This window comes from Pseudomonas sp. Pseusp11 (assembly GCF_047304405.1).
In the GTDB taxonomy this organism is placed as follows: domain Bacteria; phylum Pseudomonadota; class Gammaproteobacteria; order Pseudomonadales; family Pseudomonadaceae; genus Aquipseudomonas.
This window is the reverse complement of sequence record NZ_JBGLZF010000021.1, coordinates 66,725-82,433: the sequence shown is the minus strand read 5'-3', so window position 1 is coordinate 82,433 and position 15,709 is coordinate 66,725. Positions and strand designations below refer to the sequence as shown.

Genomic DNA, 15,709 nt, shown 5'->3' with positions numbered 1-15,709 from the left:
AGAGTCGTTCACACCCGGTTTGACTCCTTATAAACGCGCCGCTGGTCAGCTACCCGCCACCGGACACGGCCCTCCAGCGTCCGCCCAGAGTTTGAACTGGGTGACGAAAATGTCGTGGGGCACCGGCACCGGCGTCCGTCCCTCACCTGGATGCCAGCCCCAGAGCACCAGTTTGTCCTCGCTGACATGTTTGATCAGTGCCGCAAAATCACGATCACCATTACTGGAACGGTCCTTGATCATCGCGCACAACCTGTCGGGCGGCAGGCCGATCCAGGCCATTTTGTGCGCGGCCGGCGGCAGGCTCCAATGCGGCGCTCCGGGCGGTGCGTGAGGCCCATAACTGGCGGGCGGATTGCTTTCGGCATGGCAACTGGCGCACGGCAGACCGGCCGCCCCTTTGCCATCCATCCCGCGAACCACCCTCATCGCGTGAGGATTGCCGGCATCGAACTGTAAAGGCGAATCGCCGGGGATATGGCAGTTCTGACAGCGGGGGCTCTGGAACACCTTCTGCACCGTTTCGAACGCCCCCAACGCAGCCTTATCGTCAGCGAACAGGTCCGAGGCATAGCCAGTCAGCCCGATCAGTACCACCGCGCCCAGCACCAGATGTCGTTTCATGTCACACCCCCGACAGTTGCAGCGGCAGTTCCCGCAGGCGCTGCCCAGTCAGGGCAAACACCGCGTTCGCCACGGCCGGCGCCACGGGCGGAACACCGGCCTCACCGATGCCACCGGGTTTGTCGGTGCTGGGGACGATGTGCACCTCGACCACGGGCATTTCGTTCAGGCGCAGCACCTGATAGTCGTGAAAATTGGACTGCTGCACCTGACCGTTCTTGAACGTCAGTTTGCTGTGCAAGGTAAATCCGAGGCCGAAGGTGATGCCTGACTCCATCTGCGCGGCGATGCTCTGCGGGTTGACCGCAATGCCGCAATCCACCGCACACACCACCCGGTGTACGCGAATCGCCAGGTTGTCCTGCGACACCTCCGCCACATGGGCGACGTAGCTGCCGAAAGACTCATGCACCGCTACGCCCAAAGCGTGGCCGTCCGGCAATGGGGCTTTCCAGTCGGCTTTCTCCACCGCCAGATTCAGCACCCCCAGATGCCGTGGATGCGCCTTGAGCAAGGTTCGTCGGTATTCCACCGGATCCTTGCCGGCCGCCTCTGCCAGCTCATCGATCAACGACTCCATGACGAATGCCGTATGGGTATGCCCCACCGACCGCAACCACAGCACGCTGATGCCGGTTTGCGGGGAATGCAGGTCGATCAGGTGATTGGCCAGCCCCTCAAAATAGGGACTGTCGGCCACACCTTCGACGGAGGTTTTGTCGACGCCGTCCTTGACCATGGTCGCCTCGAACGACGTGCCGGCCATGATCGACTGCCCGACCAGCACATGCCTCCAGGCGATCGGCATACCGTCGGCGTCCAGCCCGATGCGTGCCTGATGCAGGAATGCCGAGCGATAGTAACCGCCGCGAATGTCATCCTCTCGGGACCAGACGGTTTTCACCGGTTCGCCCGCCGCTTTGGCGACGTACACCGCCTCGCTGACAAAATCCGAGGTCGGGTTGGCCCGACGCCCGAAGCCGCCACCGAGGAATTGGGTGTGGATCTCGACCTGTTCGGGTTTGAGCCCGGTGATCTTCCCCGCGATCATCTGATCCAGGGTCTGGAACTGCGTGCCGGTCCAGATTTCGCATTTGTCCTTGGTGATTTTCACCGTGCAATTGAGCGGTTCCATCGGTGCGTGGGCCAGGTACGGCACGCTGTATTCGGCCTCGATAGTCTTCGCCGCTCTGCCCAACATCACCGTCGCGTCCCCGGCCTGGCTGACCGAGGTCCCGGGGGTGGCGGCGAGTTTACGGAAGCTTTCCAGCAGTTGCTGGCTGTCGAGCCCGGCGTTCGGCCCCGGTTCCCATACAACCTTCAGCGCATCGCGCCCCAACTTCGCCGCCCAATAATGATCGGCAATCACCGCGACTCCCGTGGGCACCTGCACCACTTTGTGCACGCCCGGCACCGCCAGCGCTTCGGCGCCTTCGAAGGATTTGACGCTGCCACCGAACACTGGCGGCCGAGCGACCACCGCGGTCATGAGCCCGTCGAATTGCACGTCCATGCCGAACTTCGCCTGCCCGGTGATTTTCTCCGGGGTGTCGAGACGCTTGGTGGGTTTGCCGATGACCTTCCAGTCCTTGGCCTCCTTGAACTTGATCGAGGCTGGATCCGGCACCGGCAACTTGCCGGCGTCATCCGCCAGTTCACCGTAAGTGGCGCGTTTGTCGCCGGCAATGACCACGCCCGATTCGGTGCGAATCTGCGAAGGCGCCATGTCGAATCGCTTGGCCGCCGCCTCGATCAGCATCAAGCGCGCCGCTGCGCCGGCCTGACGATAGCGATCGAACTCCATCCAGGTCGAGGTCGAACCGCCGGTGATCTGCATTCCGCCAAACGCCGGCAGGCCATACTCGGCGGCCGAGGCTGGCGCGTGTTCGACGCGAATTTTCGACCAATCGGCGTCCAGTTCTTCGGCGATCAACATGGTCAGGCCGGTCCAGATGCCCTGGCCCATTTCCGAATGGCCGAGCAGCACAGTGACGCTGTTGTCGTTGCCGATGCGTAAAAAGGCATTGGGCGCGAACACCTCTCCTTGATTCTCGGCGCCGAGGGCAAAGCGATGGCTGCCAGGGATGACAAACCCCACCACCAGACCGCCACCCAACACGGCACTGCTCTTGAGAAAACCGCGACGCGAGACAGAGTTGATGCTGTGCATGGCTCAGACTCCCTTCAACGTGGCTTCAACCTCAACCGATCTCGGCGGCGCGTTTGACCGCCGCGCGGATTCTTGGGTAGGTGCCGCAGCGGCAAATGTTGCCGGACAACGCCTGGTCGATGTCGCTGTCGGTAGGCTTGGGGATCTTCGCCAGCAACGCGGCCGCCGACATGATCTGCCCGGACTGGCAATAACCGCATTGAACCAAGTCGAGTTCGGCCCAGGCCTGCTGCACTGGGTGCGAGCCGTCGCTGGACAGACCTTCGATGGTGAGAATTTTCTGCCCGTGGGCCACTGCCGTAGCGGGCGTGATGCAGGAGCGCAGCGGCGCGCCATCGACGTGGACGGTGCAAGCGCCACACTGGGCCATGCCGCAACCGAATTTGGTGCCCGTCAGGTGCGCGACATCGCGCAGAACCCAGAGCAACGGCATGTCCGCGGGGACATCCAGTTCCTGGTCCTTGCCATTGATGTTCAGGGTCAGCATGGCTGATTTCCTCAGACTCACGGTGTTCTGAAGGGGCGCCGCTGTGGCAGCGAAATACCTACGCGGCGCCTTGGGTCATCCCTACAGCTAAGCGCAATTTGACCCACAAGCCATGTTCATCGACCACCGGTCGCTCCCGTCCCGTAGCAGCTGCCGAGCTGCACGAGGCTGCGTTCGGCTGCGAAGCAGTCGTGAAATCAGCTAACGCGGTGTGTCAGGTGAACCTTGCAGGCAGGGTTTGCGACGGCTGCGCCGCCGAACGCAGCCTCGCGCAGCTCGGCAGCTGCTACGGACTTGTCGATCTACGGCGCCACCCGTCTACTGCGGACTGGCTAATCTGATAATCCAGTGTGTACAACCTGCCGAGGACAACCGCCATGCAACGCTTTCCAAAAATCACGCCCTGCCTGTGGTTTGACGATCAGGCCGAAGCGGCGGCGAAGTTTTATTGCTCGATCTTCGATCACTCGAAAATCACCGCCATCACCCATTACGGCAAGGCCGGTCAGGAAATCCACGGCCGCCCGGAAGGTTCGGTGATGACGGTCAGCTTCGAGCTTGATGGCCAGACCTTCACCGGTCTCAATGGTGGGCCAGTGTTCACCTTCAACGAATCGGTGTCGTTCCAGGTCAATTGCCAGAACCAGGAGGAAGTCGACCACTTCTGGGGCAACCTGACCGCCGGCGGGCCTGTGCAGGCGCAGCAATGTGGCTGGCTCAAGGATAAATTCGGCGTGTCGTGGCAAATCGTGCCGGTGGCGCTGATGCACATGATGCAAGACCCCGACACGGCAAAATCCCAGCGTGCCATGCAAGCGATGTTGCAGATGAAAAAACTCGACATCGCCGAACTGGAACGAGCCTTTGCCGGCCAGAGCTAATACACTGAGGTACTGGCCCGCCAAGGACACCGAGATGAAGCACATCGTCGCCAAAGATGCAGACAAAGCCCCGCGTTTCTGGCGCGACGACGCCCTGCCCTTCATCGAAGCCCGCTCCATCGCCGACGGCCGTGAGGTCTGCTACGCCCGGCATTCCCACGAACACTTTTCCATCGGTGCAATCACCGCCGGACGCAGCACCTACATCCATGAGCAATCGGAGTTTCAGGTCAGCGCCGGCACTGTGGTGCTGATGAACCCCGGCGATGTGCATGCCTGCAATCCGATCGATGATCAGCCCTGGTCGTACCTGATGCTGTACGTCGAGACGCCGTGGCTGACTGACTTGCAGCATCAGCTCGGCTTCAGCCAGGACTCGGCGTTTCGCCGGTTTTCCATCACCCACAATCGCGATGTCGAGCTGTTCGCCGGCCTGAAGAACTTGTACGAGGTGTTGGTCGATCGGCAGCAGGATGTGCTGCACAAGCACAGCGCGGCGGTGGAGTTTTTCACCGAGGTGCAACAGCGGCTCAACCCTATAGATCAACCGTTGCGCGAGCCTAACTTCAAGCTGGAGCGGGCCGCCGACTACATCCGCGATAACTGCACGCACCAGCTCAAGCTCGAAGACATTTGCGAAGCGGCGCAACTGTCGCCGTCCTACCTTATTCGCGCCTTCAAACAGCATTACGGCATGACGCCCCATGCATTTCTGGTCAACCGGCGCATCCAGTTCGCCCGGGATCGACTGCGCAATGGGCGATTAATTGCCGATGTGGCGTTAGAGGCGGGTTTTGCTGATCAGGCGCATTTTCAGCGGGCGTTCAAACAGCATCTGGCGGCGACGCCTGGGCAATATCGCGGATAAGTTAATACATCGACAAGTTTCCCTATCAAGAACAGGTTAGTTAAAACCAACTCACAACCCTTGCCTGCAAAAGTCATATGAAGTCATATAAATAAAATGACAACGCGCCGAACTCTTATCTAAGCTCCCTTCCCACGCTACAACCCAACATCAGAAGATGGAGCTTCTTACTTGAACACGCAAAATAACTACGCATTTCATTCCAGCAACCAACGCGAGAAACAATCAGTCATTGAAGCCATTACCAACTTCCTCAGCGATGAAGACGTCATGGCAGCCGTTGGGTGGTTATGGGACCGTGTATCAGTTATCTGCGACCCGGATTCCGACTTCTCCCAACTACATCGTCCAGCTACTACCTGCCTGGCGAGGCTCATCCGGCAACCCGACTTCAAAAAAATCGGCGCTGAACAAGGCATCCCCCAAACAAACATCTTTCATGTCAACGAACACGGTCAACTCTTTTACTCCTATAACAACATCAGTACCCGTGAAGTCAACGGCGAGCTGGTCACCGTTGGTTTCTTCTCTGAGCGTAACGACATCGCCCGTCACTTCACTGGCGTTGCCGACATCGATGAACAGCTGCGCCTCCTTTCAAGCAGTGCCAAGCTGACCGGCGGATGGGTGACGTCCACCGAAAAAATCACAATAAGCCAGTGGTTGCGTTTTCACGGCTTGCCACTTCCGGCCAGCGTGGAAAGTGCGAAAGAGTTAATTGATTTACTGAATGCCACCACACTTCCAGTACCGTCGCCCTATGGGAACTACTGGCAGTTACTGATTTCCCCCAAAGACTCACCATTCGAACTCACGGAGAAAAATCGCGCCCTCATTCGCGATGTGATCGAGGAAGAAACCGGAGGCGAACTTCCTTTGGTTTCGCTCTATGGCCATTCGCTGAAACTTGAAAGCTTTTCCGCCGACAAACTGCCCACCAGCCAAGGTTACCGGCTGACACGGCTGATCGATATTGCAGTGTCGAGCGCGAATAATGGGCATGCGTTCATGACGGCATTAGGCTGGTTCTCTGATGAAAACGGCCCCAAGCCAACCGCACAGTTCATCGAACAGCTGATGATTGCGGTGATGCTGCTTGACCTTGATCCGGAACTGGACAGCGCCAATACCTCATTTGCAGGTTTTGACCTCTACTCGAAACGCTATTTGCTGCTTCCCCCCTCAGCGGTCCGCACGCGACTTGAACAGCATCTGGTCAGCCAACTCAAGCTCGACGCCATGATTGCCCCGCTCGTCGCGGAACTGGTCCTGGGAGGCATGGCGCCGGAATATCTTGCCGATGAGCTGCCGTCAAACCTGCGTATTGGCACACCGGCCTGGGTCGTCTTCACGCAAGCCGTACACTTTGCCGAAGCGATCGTCCCCGGTGTTTCCCGGAGCATGACCTACCAACACCTGCTGGGGTTCGCCCGCGCATCGCAGTTGACCCCTGAACTCAAAACAGTGTTTGCCACGCACTCGGCTGACCCGGTGATCACCTGGGCGCTGATGAACGATCTGATCGCCCGGGATTCAGAGGACAACCTCAACCTGCAAGCCGTTACGGTGGCGAAGGATGAGTACAAGCAACATGCTGACATGATGACGAGCTCCTTGATTGATCTGGGCAAACCGCTGCCCCATCGCAAGGCGCTCGCACTTAAAGAACTCAAATCCCAGGTGCCGGATTGTGACCCTGAGGAACTGTTGGTCAAACATCGCGGAACGGGCGGTGGTGCAGGAAGGCGGGTATCGGTTGTCGATCTTTACCTGGGCGACGAGCTTCACACCCAGGATTGGGACCGAACCAAAGGGAGCAGTATTTACGAGGCATTCCCTGATCTGACTGACCTGTACCCCATTGCAGGTCTATTTGAACAAGCGATCCACAATCATTACAACTCAATGACCGAAGCGTTGTCGGCCATTATCAAAGTTACATTTTCGCAACTAAGCCTGACGGACAGGTCGTTCATTGAGGACGGCCACCTGGGTCTCTATTGTGTTCAGGAATATACCACCACCCGATTTACTAATATCCCCAACCCGACGGGTGCTGTAAGACCGGCAACGCCCACCCCCGGAAAGACCGGTCGTTATGGCGTTATCATTTGTGCGGTACTTGATTCAGAGCTTCGTTGTTATCAACTATTTCCGATGAGGACGGAATGCGTATACAGCGAGGAGCTTAGCGAAGTGTTTCGCCCTCTCTTCATGGCCAGTGGGTCCGCTGCCGCGACATTTGTGAACCACAAACAACATTTGGAAGGCCGTCTGGATATACAGGCTTATCAAGCGAACACGGCCTCCCGCAGCTATGCAAAATCCGCTTTTTTCATCCGCAAAATCGGTGAATTCAACCCATCAGCAAGTGCAGACACCACCACGCCGAACCCCTACTTTCGTTCAACGCGAAAAGAAGCAATCAGTAACCTTATTGCAAAAGAAAACCCCTATTTCACTGAAGATGAACTGATGCAACTGGGCCTCGACCAGACCAAACGTGAAAAAGCGATTGAAAAGACCGAAGCCATCTTCACTTTCATTGTGAACCTGATCATTCCGTTCAAGGAATGCGTAGAGGAGCTTTCCTCGGGGGTGCCTTCCCGACAAAAAAACGCCATTTTCGGCTGCGTCATGGATGCCGCGGCCCTCGCTGTTTCCGTTGCCGTCATCGGCATTAAAGTGGCCGCTATCAGCGCGAAGGCCACAACCCTGGTCTCGAAACTGCTTTCCACTTCCAAAGTGGTTGGCAGTACCGTCATCAGCCTCTTCGCTCCCATCGACAATCCTACAAAGTTACTCACCGGTGGCAGCCAGCTGCTGGCTCGAGGTGTAATGAAGTTGAGCGGCCACGCCCGCTCCGCTTCTCACCTGGCAAGACAGCAATTGCGTTTTATGTCCGGTGCAAACGGCTACGACTTGATCAAGGCCATCAACCATTCCGGCTCGGCTCCCCGGATCCGCATGTCACTGGACACGGTTGCCCATGGTCGTGCGCTGTTCAAGGACGACAGCATCGAAACCGTCGAACAGATTGTGACCCTTTTGGGGAACAAAGACAGTCGTTTGCCGAGTAACGTAACCAACATTGAACTAGAACATCTGTTCAACAATGCAGTTGTTGAATCGACAACAAAACTCAAGTCAGCACAAGATTTGGAGGCTTTGATTGGCCGAGCGGCCGTAGATGATCTGTTCAAGACCTACCTCAAAAATTTACCACACGACTACATCTCCGCCCGACCAGGATCAGGAGCCGATAATTATGGCGAGGCGCTGAAAGTCCTGGCCCAGCTCGACACGAAAAATGTCACCTATGTAAAAAATTACCAGCAAAATGTGTTGAAACAAGATCTGGGCAAGGCGCCTTTTGGCCAAATCATGCCGGAATCGGCTTTCAACCCAAGCGGCTTTACAGATAATTCGCAAAGGGCGGGAGCCTGGATCGTGAACGGTTCAACCACTCCAACTAACGACCTCGACAACATCGTTGCGGTATTGCGTGAGTATGCCGGGAATAAAAAGTCGCTGACCGATCCGGCATTGATCAGAGAGCTGAACGTCCGGATTGCACCAGATGCCGCAGGCATCGAGCGCATCGGACTACATTTTGAAACGACATACCCTAGCAATATCAGTGGGTTCGCTGCGATGAAGGAGCACCTGAAATTACTCAACACCAGCCATGAGCATTTCGATAAACATTTGCTCGCCACCGTCGTGGGCTTCCACGGTCTGGGCAACGGTAACGGCCGAACCGGTCGTGCGCTGTATGCCATCAGCCAGCTACGAAACAACCGGTTCACACCGCTGACAAAAAACGAGTTCAGCTTGCTACACGGCCTCGAATGAAATGATTGTCTGGGGGATGGTGCTAGGAAAACAGCAAATACGCTGCACTCCCCCCCAGCAATCCCGCCATCACCCAGTTGAACAAACGCATGCTTGCAGGATTATTCAGATAACCCTGCAGGCATGTCCCGGCATATGCCCAACAGCCGACAGACACATAGCAAATCACCAGATACACCGCCGCAAACTGCCACACCAACCGTGCTTCGCCGTCGGCAACAAACGCGCCCATCCCCGCCACACAGGCCAGCCAAGCCTTGGGGTTGAGCCATTGCATCACCGCGCCATACAGCATCGACGGTGCCCGGCGCGACTCTTTTGCATCGATGCGACCATCGTCCGCCGCCAGCTTCCAGGCCATGAACAGCAGAAACGCTACACCCGCCAGTTGCACCATCTGCGTCAGCGCCGGCCATCGCTGCAACACCTCATGCAACCCCAGGCCCATCAGCACCAACAGCAACACAAACCCCAGAGTCGCCCCGGCCACATGCCGCTGACTGGCGCGAAAACCGAACTGCGCCCCCGAACTCAACGCCACAATGTTCACCGGCCCCGGTGTAATGGAAGCGACCAAGGCAAACGCCGCCATCGAAAGAATCAGACTCATTGCATACCTTCTTCAATTCAGTTGAACCAGGGCTCAAGGTAAAGAGCCAGGGGAATGCTGTATTGAAGAAAACAACCCTTGCCTGTTCCGCGATGCATGTCGCTCCCTGTAGGTTGCAAGACTGTCACGAAGCACCTTATGGCGGGCCTATACTTCAAGAGTCGGCACACTCGATGCGACAGGCAATCGTGTTTGATACAGGGGGTGGCGCGTCGAGTGATCGTTCACGCAGGCCACGGCCTGCCTTCATCGTAGGGAGGAGAAGATCATGGCGCGTAAATACATCGACTGCCGCGAGTTCCCAAGCGCTTCCAAATGCTCGGTCGCCCTGTCCGCAGACTCTGAAAACGAACTGCTGGAGGCCGCGGCACAGCATGCGGTCAGTGTTCACAAGCACACCGATTCACCAGAACTGCGTGCGCAACTGAAGACAATGTTCCACGACGGCACCCCGCCCGTAGAAGCACCACGTCCGGCGTAGGAGCTGCCGAAGGCTGCGATCTTTTGATTTCCCCGTAAAAAGGGACGGACCACGATTCAAGGCAAATGCCGAACAATCGTGGTCTGTCCCGTGTTTTTCTCTGTACGGCTATTTGCATCCACCGCTGTATGGGCCAAATCACCAACCACCCGTGATAAAAATACCGCTCTCGTTCCTGGAGCCCGTTCATGGACCTCGCCACCCTCTTCCTGTTTTTGCCGGCCTGCTTTGCCCTGAACATGGCCCCCGGCCCGAACAATCTGCTGTCAGTCAGCAATGCCACCCGTTACGGCTATCGTCGCGCCTGTGTGGCCGGCGTCGGGCGTTTGCTGGCGTTTGCCGGGATGATCGGCCTGGCCGCCGCCGGATTGTCGGTGGTGCTGAAAACCTCGGAATGGCTGTTCTACGCGATCAAGATCATCGGTGCCGCTTACCTGTTGTACCTGGCGTGGCAACTGTGGCGTGCCAATCCCGAGGCCGAGCAGCACATCACCGGCACGCCGGTGGGGATCCTGGCCCTGGCGCGGCAGGAGTTTCTGGTGGCAGCGGGTAATCCCAAGGCCATTTTGCTGTTCACCGCCTTCCTGCCGCAGTTCGTCGACCCGACCCAGGCGGTGGCGCCACAATTCGCGGTGCTCGGCGCATTGTTCCTGCTGCTGGAATGGATTGCCATCAGCGCCTACGCCTACATGGGCCTGCACATGCGCCGCTGGTTCGCCGAACCACGGGGCAAGCGGATGTTCAACCGTTGCTGCGCGGGATTGTTGTCGGCGGCGGCTTCGGTGCTGTTGATGGCGAAACGGGCCTGACCTTTACGCTTGGGACGGTCCTTTCAGTTCGACCTGGTTGCCGTCCGGATCGAAGCAATAGATAGACAGCCCGTTGCCTTCGGCGCCGAAACGCACGGCGGCTTTCTCGGGTTTCAGGCCAAAGGACTGCAAGTGACTGACCAGTGCTTCCTCGTCAAACGGTTCGATACGCAAACAGAAGTGGTCGACGTTGCGCCGTTCGCGACCAGCGGCAGCACCGCCCGTGCGGCCGATTTCGCCCTGGATGTCGACGAGGTCGATCATCGAGGTGCCCGCACGCAAATGCACCAGGCCCAGATCGTCGCGACGCTTGACCAGTTCGGCGCCGAGTACCTCGCCGTAAAACGCGATGCTGCGTTCGAGGTTCTCGACGCGCAGGACGATGTGATCGATGTGTTTAATCGTGAATGCTTGCATTGGGATGGATTCCTGAAAATAGCGTTTACAGCATTGCCGGTGACCCGATGACTGTAGCTCAGGGTACAAAAATTCTCTGTCGATTTTCCGGTGGAGACGCCAGGCGACGCGGCTTATGCTCAGCCCATGAACCTACAAAACGCTGTGCTGCCACCCCACGCCGAGATGGTTCGCGCCATGCTCGAACGCGACACCGCCTACGAGGGGGTGTTCTTTACCGCGGTCAAAACCACCGGCATCTTCTGCCGCCCCAGTTGCACGGCGCGCAAACCGAAGCCGGAAAACGTCGAGTTCTTCGCCCATGCCGATGAGGCGATGTCGGCGGGTTATCGGGCCTGCCTGCGGTGCAAGCCGCTGGACGCCGCGGCCATTGCGCCGGACTGGGTGCAACGACTGCTGAAATCCGTCGACGCCGACCCCGACCTGCGCTGGACTGATGCCCAATTGCTCGCCGAGGGCATCGAGCCGCTGAAACTGCGGCGCTGGTTCAAGCAGCATTTCGGCATGACCTTTCACGCCTGGCTGCGCAGCCGACGCCTGGGCATCGCCCTCGGTGGCATCAAGCAAGGCGAATCCATCGACAACGCGGCGTTCGATTCCGGCTACGAATCCTTGAGCGGTTTTCGCGATGCGTTTCAAAAGTCATTCCACATCACGCCCGGTCGCGCCGCCCACAGCGAGCCGCTGCTGTTCACCCGATTGACCACGCCGCTGGGGCCGATGATCGCCATGGCCGAACAGCGTGGGCTGGTGCTATTGGAGTTTCTCGACCGACCGGCATTGACCAAGGAAATCGAAGAACTGCAGAACCATTATGGCTACGCCGTGGCCCCCGGCCACAACGGGCATTTGCAGCAGATCGAAGAGGAACTGGCGCAATACTTCGCCGGCAAACGGAGCGAATTCAACGTGCCCCTGCACCTGCCCGGCAGCGCGTTCGCCAAGCAGGTGTGGAGCGAATTGATGAAGATCCCCTACGGCCAGACCAGCACCTATGGCGCGATTGCCGCGCAACTGGGCAAGCCCGGCGCCAGTCGCGCCGTGGGCATGGCCAACGGACAAAACCGTCTGGCGATTGTGCTGCCCTGTCATCGGGTGATCGGCGCAGACGGCTCGTTGACCGGCTATGGTGGTGGACAACCGCGTAAAGCGTTTCTGCTCAGGCTGGAAAGCGCCGCGGTGCAAATCACCCAACAACTGGCATTCTGATCACTCCACGGCTTTTCAAAAAAAGGTTTTCCAATAAAGAGTCATAAGGAAGGACATTCGATGGACACACTCGACACTCAATTCCATCAACTGCACCAGAGCGGGCTGTTGATTCTGACCAACGTCGCCGATGCCACCGGGGCGCGACTGGTGGAACAGCTGGGCAGTAAAGCCGTGGCCACCAGCAGCGCTGCGGTGGCCTGGGTGCATGGTTATCCGGATGGCAACACCTTGCCGCTTGAGCGGCTGGTTTCCACCGTCGAATCCATCGCCCGGGTCATCAGCGTGCCGTTGAGCGTGGACATCGAGGCGGGTTATTCCGATGACCTGGGGCGAGTTGCGCAAGTGGTCGACGCGGTGATCGCCGCCGGTGCCGTGGGGATCAATATCGAGGACGGTGCTGCCCCGCCCGACCTGCTGGCCCGCAAGATCGAAATCGCGCGCCAGGTTGCCAATCGCCGGGATGTGAAGCTGTTCATCAATGCCCGCACTGACGTGTACCTCAGGGGGCTGGTGCCGGCCGAAGATCGTGTCGCCGAGACGCTCAAACGCGCCGCGTTGTATCAGGCGGCCGGTGCCGACGGACTGTTCGCCGCTGGCGTCACGGCGGCGTACGAGATCGACGCCCTGTGCCACGGCACGACGCTGCCGCTGAACGTGCTCGGCTTCCCGGGCCTGCCGTCGCCTGAAGAACTGCAAGCCCTTGGCGTACGCCGTTTGAGCGCAGGCTCCGGCATCGCCGAATTCCTCTACGGCGCCATGGCCGGCCTGGCCAAAAGCTTTCTGCAAACCGGCACGCTCGACAGCAGTCACCTCAAGGCCTTCACCTACAGCCAAGTGAACGCCCTGCTGGCCCCGACCGGCAAAGTTTGACCGCAAGCAATGGAGTGCGGCGCTGCGGGGAGACGACTAGTCTTCCCGCAGCCACCCGCCCCTCAGGATGCTCCATGCCCGACACCTATCAACTGGCCAGCGAATTTCTCTCGGCCCTCGATACCGACTGGCAGCGCCACATCAGCGCCATCGGCCCCTGCCTGCATCAACCCCATGCGGCGCGCGATCCTTATGAGTCGCTGGTGCGGGCGATTGCCTATCAGCAACTGCATGCAAAGGCTGGCGATGCGATTGTCGGCCGGCTGCTGGCGTTGTTTCCCGCGAGCACCTTCCCCAGACCCGAGCAGATCCTGGCGACCGACTTCGAGCAGATGCGCGGTTGCGGCTTTTCCGCCAGTAAGATCGCGACCATTCAGGGCATCGCTCAGGCGGCGCTGGACGGCGTGGTGCCGGACTACGCCACGGCGCTGGCGATGGACGATGAAGCGTTGATCGAGCGCTTGATCACCTTGCGCGGAGTGGGCCGCTGGACCGTGGAAATGCTGCTGATCTACAGCCTGGAGCGGCCAGACGTTTTGCCGGCCGATGACTTCGGGGTACGTGAGGGTTATCGCCGGTTCAAGGGGCTGGAACAACAGCCGAGTCGCAAGCAGATGGTGGATATCGGGTTGGCGTGGAGCCCTTATCGGACGGTGGCGGCGTGGTACTTGTGGCGGGTGCCTAACCGGTAGACCGTGTAATCGTTCATCGCGGGCAAGCCCGACATCTGACGTTCAGAGCAACAACCGCGAAAAGTCGCAACACTGCAGCGCCAGTTGCGCGACATCCTGGTTCAGACCGAATTGACGATCGGTGCGGTGCAGCGCGGCGTAGCGAATCCGCGGCAGGCCCGGCGTCGTCACCAGAGCGCGCAATGCGCCTCGTTCGATCAAGTGCGACAGGCAAGCCTTGGGCAAGTAACTCACGCCGACTCCAGACAGGGTCAATCCGACCTGCACCAGCAAGTTATGGCTGGTGATGGTTTTAGGCATCTGCACATTGTGGGAAGCCATCCAGCGCTCGTAGATCAAGCCTGTCCCGGACTGGGATCCCTGGGTCAACACCGTGCAACCGGCCAGGCGCTCGATACTCACCGGGTCCGGGTCGGTAATCAGACCTGGCGCGCACATCCAGGCGTTTTCGACGGACTTCAGTGGGGTGCTGACGAACCGCGCATCGTTGTAGACATCCGGGACGATGACCAGATCGAGTTGATCGTTTTCCAGTTTGCGAAACAGTTCGCTACTCAGCTCCACCGAAGGCTCGATCTGCACCTTGGGGTAAGCCTGCCGCAGCGACTCGACCAGCGCCGGCAACCAGGTCAACGCCGTCAGTTCGGTGACCCCGAGGCGAAACCTGCGCACCAATACTTCACGGGCGCTGACCCGCTCCAGCAAATAGTCACGGCGTTCCAGCAAATCCTTGGCGTAATCCAGCAGTTCGCCGCCCTTCTCGGTCAGCCGTGCGTTGCGCTTGCTGCGGTCGAAAATCTCCACGTCGAAGGTTTCTTCCAGCTCCTGGATACGTTTGGAAATCGCCGACTGAGACATGTTCAGCTTGTTCGCTGCCGCTTCGAAGCTGCCCAACTCGGCAATCCAGAACAACGCGTCAATCTGCTTAAAGGTGATCATTGCAAACACCACATGAAAAAAAGCGATACTACCGCATAATAAAATATCGCTAAAACTGTTTGTTTATCACTCCTAAGATCGAGCCACAGCCCTGATCGGCTGCTAACTCATTCTTCAGGAGATCAGCCATGTCCTTGCCCGGTTCACGCATTCTTCCCAACCCACCGCTGGCCGCTGCCGAAGTGCTCGAAGCGTTCGCCAATGTGGTCACGCCGCACATCAGCGACAACCTCGGCCGGCACATTGGTGCTCGCGGCCTGACCCGCTACAACCGCAGCGGCAAATTGGTCGGCACCGCCCTGACCGTCAAAACCCGTCCAGGCGACAACCTGCTGATCTACAAGGCCATGAGCATGCTGCAACCCGGCCATGTGTTGGTGGTGGACGCCCAGGGCGATACCAACAACGCGGTGATCGGCGAACTGGTCAAGCTCTACGCCCAGCAGCGTGGCTGCGTCGGTTTCGTGATTGACGGCGCGATTCGCGATGTCGCCAGTTTCGACGATACCCCCTGCTACGCCCGCGGCGTCGTGCACTGCGGCCCTTACAAGAGCGGTCCGGGCGAAATCAACGTACCGGTGTCGATTGGCGGCATGCTGGTTCAACCGGGCGATTTGCTGGTCGGCGACGAAGACGGCCTGGTGGCGTTTTCCCAGGCCGATGCGGCCGAAGTGCTGCGTCGCGCCGCACAACATGCGGCCCACGAAGAACAAGTCAAAGCCGAAATCGCCACCGGCGCCCTGCGTCAGAGCTGGATGGACAAGGTCTTGCAGCAGGCCGGCCTGGCCGATTAA

The 15,709-nt window shown here is 58.8% G+C and carries 15 protein-coding genes; 9 read left to right on the top strand and 6 right to left on the bottom strand.

Going from position 1 to position 15,709, the window contains the following annotated elements; translation table 11 throughout:
- Window positions 1-45: 45 nt before the first annotated feature.
- Genes ACCC96_RS18500 through ACCC96_RS18490 form a run of 3 tightly spaced genes read right to left on the bottom strand, consistent with a single transcriptional unit; the run spans window position 46 to window position 3,281 of the window.
- Window positions 46-624, bottom strand: coding sequence for a hypothetical protein (locus ACCC96_RS18500; RefSeq protein WP_413696552.1), 579 nt, complete (start codon window positions 622-624; stop codon window positions 46-48).
- 1 nt (window position 625) lies between these two features.
- Window positions 626-2,794 (bottom strand): molybdopterin cofactor-binding domain-containing protein, encoded by a 2,169-nt coding sequence (locus ACCC96_RS18495; protein ID WP_413696551.1) that lies wholly within the window; start codon window positions 2,792-2,794, stop codon window positions 626-628.
- 31 nt (window positions 2,795-2,825) lie between these two features.
- Entirely contained in the window at window positions 2,826-3,281 is a 456-nt protein-coding gene (locus ACCC96_RS18490; RefSeq protein WP_413696550.1) for a (2Fe-2S)-binding protein, read from the bottom strand.
- 377 nt (window positions 3,282-3,658) lie between these two features.
- Between ACCC96_RS18490 and ACCC96_RS18485 the strand changes: the two genes are divergently transcribed.
- The 3 genes from ACCC96_RS18485 (at window position 3,659) to ACCC96_RS18475 (ending at window position 8,885) form a co-directional block, all read left to right on the top strand.
- On the top strand, window positions 3,659-4,162 hold the full coding sequence (locus tag ACCC96_RS18485) for a VOC family protein (protein ID WP_413696549.1): 504 nt from the start codon (window positions 3,659-3,661) through the stop codon (window positions 4,160-4,162).
- Window positions 4,163-4,196: 34 nt separating this feature from the next.
- Window positions 4,197-5,030 carry an AraC family transcriptional regulator gene (locus ACCC96_RS18480; protein WP_413696548.1) on the top strand — a complete coding sequence of 278 codons (834 nt, stop codon included), beginning with the start codon at window positions 4,197-4,199 and terminating at the stop codon, window positions 5,028-5,030.
- A gap of 171 nt (window positions 5,031-5,201) precedes the next feature.
- Window positions 5,202-8,885 (top strand): hypothetical protein, encoded by a 3,684-nt coding sequence (locus ACCC96_RS18475; RefSeq protein ID WP_413696547.1) that lies wholly within the window; start codon window positions 5,202-5,204, stop codon window positions 8,883-8,885.
- A gap of 22 nt (window positions 8,886-8,907) precedes the next feature.
- On the opposite strand, the gene ACCC96_RS18470 is transcribed toward ACCC96_RS18475, so the two are convergent.
- A complete protein-coding gene (locus ACCC96_RS18470; protein ID WP_413696546.1) occupies window positions 8,908-9,495 on the bottom strand; it encodes a LysE family translocator in 588 nt (195 codons plus the stop codon).
- Between the two features lie 268 nt (window positions 9,496-9,763).
- Here ACCC96_RS18470 and ACCC96_RS18465 point away from each other — a divergent pair, with 268 nt between their 5' ends.
- Complete coding sequence (locus tag ACCC96_RS18465; protein WP_007937743.1) at window positions 9,764-9,976, top strand: DUF1059 domain-containing protein; 213 nt, start codon at window positions 9,764-9,766, stop codon at window positions 9,974-9,976.
- Between the two features lie 188 nt (window positions 9,977-10,164).
- Complete coding sequence (locus ACCC96_RS18460) at window positions 10,165-10,785, top strand: LysE family translocator (protein WP_413696545.1); 621 nt, start codon at window positions 10,165-10,167, stop codon at window positions 10,783-10,785.
- A 3-nt stretch (window positions 10,786-10,788) separates the two neighbouring features.
- Here the strand turns inward: ACCC96_RS18460 and ACCC96_RS18455 are convergent, their stop codons facing one another.
- Window positions 10,789-11,202, bottom strand: a complete 414-nt coding sequence (locus ACCC96_RS18455) for a VOC family protein (RefSeq protein WP_019648941.1) — start codon at window positions 11,200-11,202, stop codon at window positions 10,789-10,791.
- A 126-nt stretch (window positions 11,203-11,328) separates the two neighbouring features.
- Between ACCC96_RS18455 and ACCC96_RS18450 the strand changes: the two genes are divergently transcribed.
- From ACCC96_RS18450 to ACCC96_RS18440, 3 genes are all read left to right on the top strand, one after another.
- Window positions 11,329-12,411 (top strand): bifunctional transcriptional activator/DNA repair enzyme AdaA, encoded by a 1,083-nt coding sequence (locus ACCC96_RS18450; RefSeq protein WP_413696544.1) that lies wholly within the window; start codon window positions 11,329-11,331, stop codon window positions 12,409-12,411.
- A gap of 60 nt (window positions 12,412-12,471) precedes the next feature.
- Window positions 12,472-13,284 carry an isocitrate lyase/PEP mutase family protein gene (locus ACCC96_RS18445; RefSeq protein WP_019579343.1) on the top strand — a complete coding sequence of 271 codons (813 nt, stop codon included), beginning with the start codon at window positions 12,472-12,474 and terminating at the stop codon, window positions 13,282-13,284.
- 74 nt (window positions 13,285-13,358) lie between these two features.
- Window positions 13,359-13,976 carry a DNA-3-methyladenine glycosylase family protein gene (locus ACCC96_RS18440; RefSeq protein ID WP_413696543.1) on the top strand — a complete coding sequence of 206 codons (618 nt, stop codon included), beginning with the start codon at window positions 13,359-13,361 and terminating at the stop codon, window positions 13,974-13,976.
- A gap of 42 nt (window positions 13,977-14,018) precedes the next feature.
- Here the strand turns inward: ACCC96_RS18440 and ACCC96_RS18435 are convergent, their stop codons facing one another.
- On the bottom strand, window positions 14,019-14,915 hold the full coding sequence (locus ACCC96_RS18435) for a LysR family transcriptional regulator (RefSeq protein ID WP_018929644.1): 897 nt from the start codon (window positions 14,913-14,915) through the stop codon (window positions 14,019-14,021).
- Between the two features lie 128 nt (window positions 14,916-15,043).
- On the opposite strand from ACCC96_RS18435, the gene ACCC96_RS18430 reads away from it, so the two are divergent.
- Window positions 15,044-15,709, top strand: coding sequence for an RraA family protein (locus tag ACCC96_RS18430; protein WP_018929645.1), 666 nt, complete (start codon window positions 15,044-15,046; stop codon window positions 15,707-15,709).

Coding starts and splice junctions, on each gene's coding strand:
- ACCC96_RS18435 (WP_018929644.1), bottom strand. CDS start 14,915: ATGATCACCTTTAAGCAGATTGACGCGTTGTTCTGGATTGCCGAGTTG.
- ACCC96_RS18470 (WP_413696546.1), bottom strand. CDS start 9,495: ATGAGTCTGATTCTTTCGATGGCGGCGTTTGCCTTGGTCGCTTCCATT.
- ACCC96_RS18455 (WP_019648941.1), bottom strand. CDS start 11,202: ATGCAAGCATTCACGATTAAACACATCGATCACATCGTCCTGCGCGTC.
- ACCC96_RS18460 (WP_413696545.1), top strand. CDS start 10,165: ATGGACCTCGCCACCCTCTTCCTGTTTTTGCCGGCCTGCTTTGCCCTG.
- ACCC96_RS18495 (WP_413696551.1), bottom strand. CDS start 2,794: ATGCACAGCATCAACTCTGTCTCGCGTCGCGGTTTTCTCAAGAGCAGT.
- ACCC96_RS18445 (WP_019579343.1), top strand. CDS start 12,472: ATGGACACACTCGACACTCAATTCCATCAACTGCACCAGAGCGGGCTG.
- ACCC96_RS18500 (WP_413696552.1), bottom strand. CDS start 624: ATGAAACGACATCTGGTGCTGGGCGCGGTGGTACTGATCGGGCTGACT.
- ACCC96_RS18430 (WP_018929645.1), top strand. CDS start 15,044: ATGTCCTTGCCCGGTTCACGCATTCTTCCCAACCCACCGCTGGCCGCT.
- ACCC96_RS18465 (WP_007937743.1), top strand. CDS start 9,764: ATGGCGCGTAAATACATCGACTGCCGCGAGTTCCCAAGCGCTTCCAAA.
- ACCC96_RS18485 (WP_413696549.1), top strand. CDS start 3,659: ATGCAACGCTTTCCAAAAATCACGCCCTGCCTGTGGTTTGACGATCAG.
- ACCC96_RS18480 (WP_413696548.1), top strand. CDS start 4,197: ATGAAGCACATCGTCGCCAAAGATGCAGACAAAGCCCCGCGTTTCTGG.
- ACCC96_RS18440 (WP_413696543.1), top strand. CDS start 13,359: ATGCCCGACACCTATCAACTGGCCAGCGAATTTCTCTCGGCCCTCGAT.
- ACCC96_RS18490 (WP_413696550.1), bottom strand. CDS start 3,281: ATGCTGACCCTGAACATCAATGGCAAGGACCAGGAACTGGATGTCCCC.
- ACCC96_RS18450 (WP_413696544.1), top strand. CDS start 11,329: ATGAACCTACAAAACGCTGTGCTGCCACCCCACGCCGAGATGGTTCGC.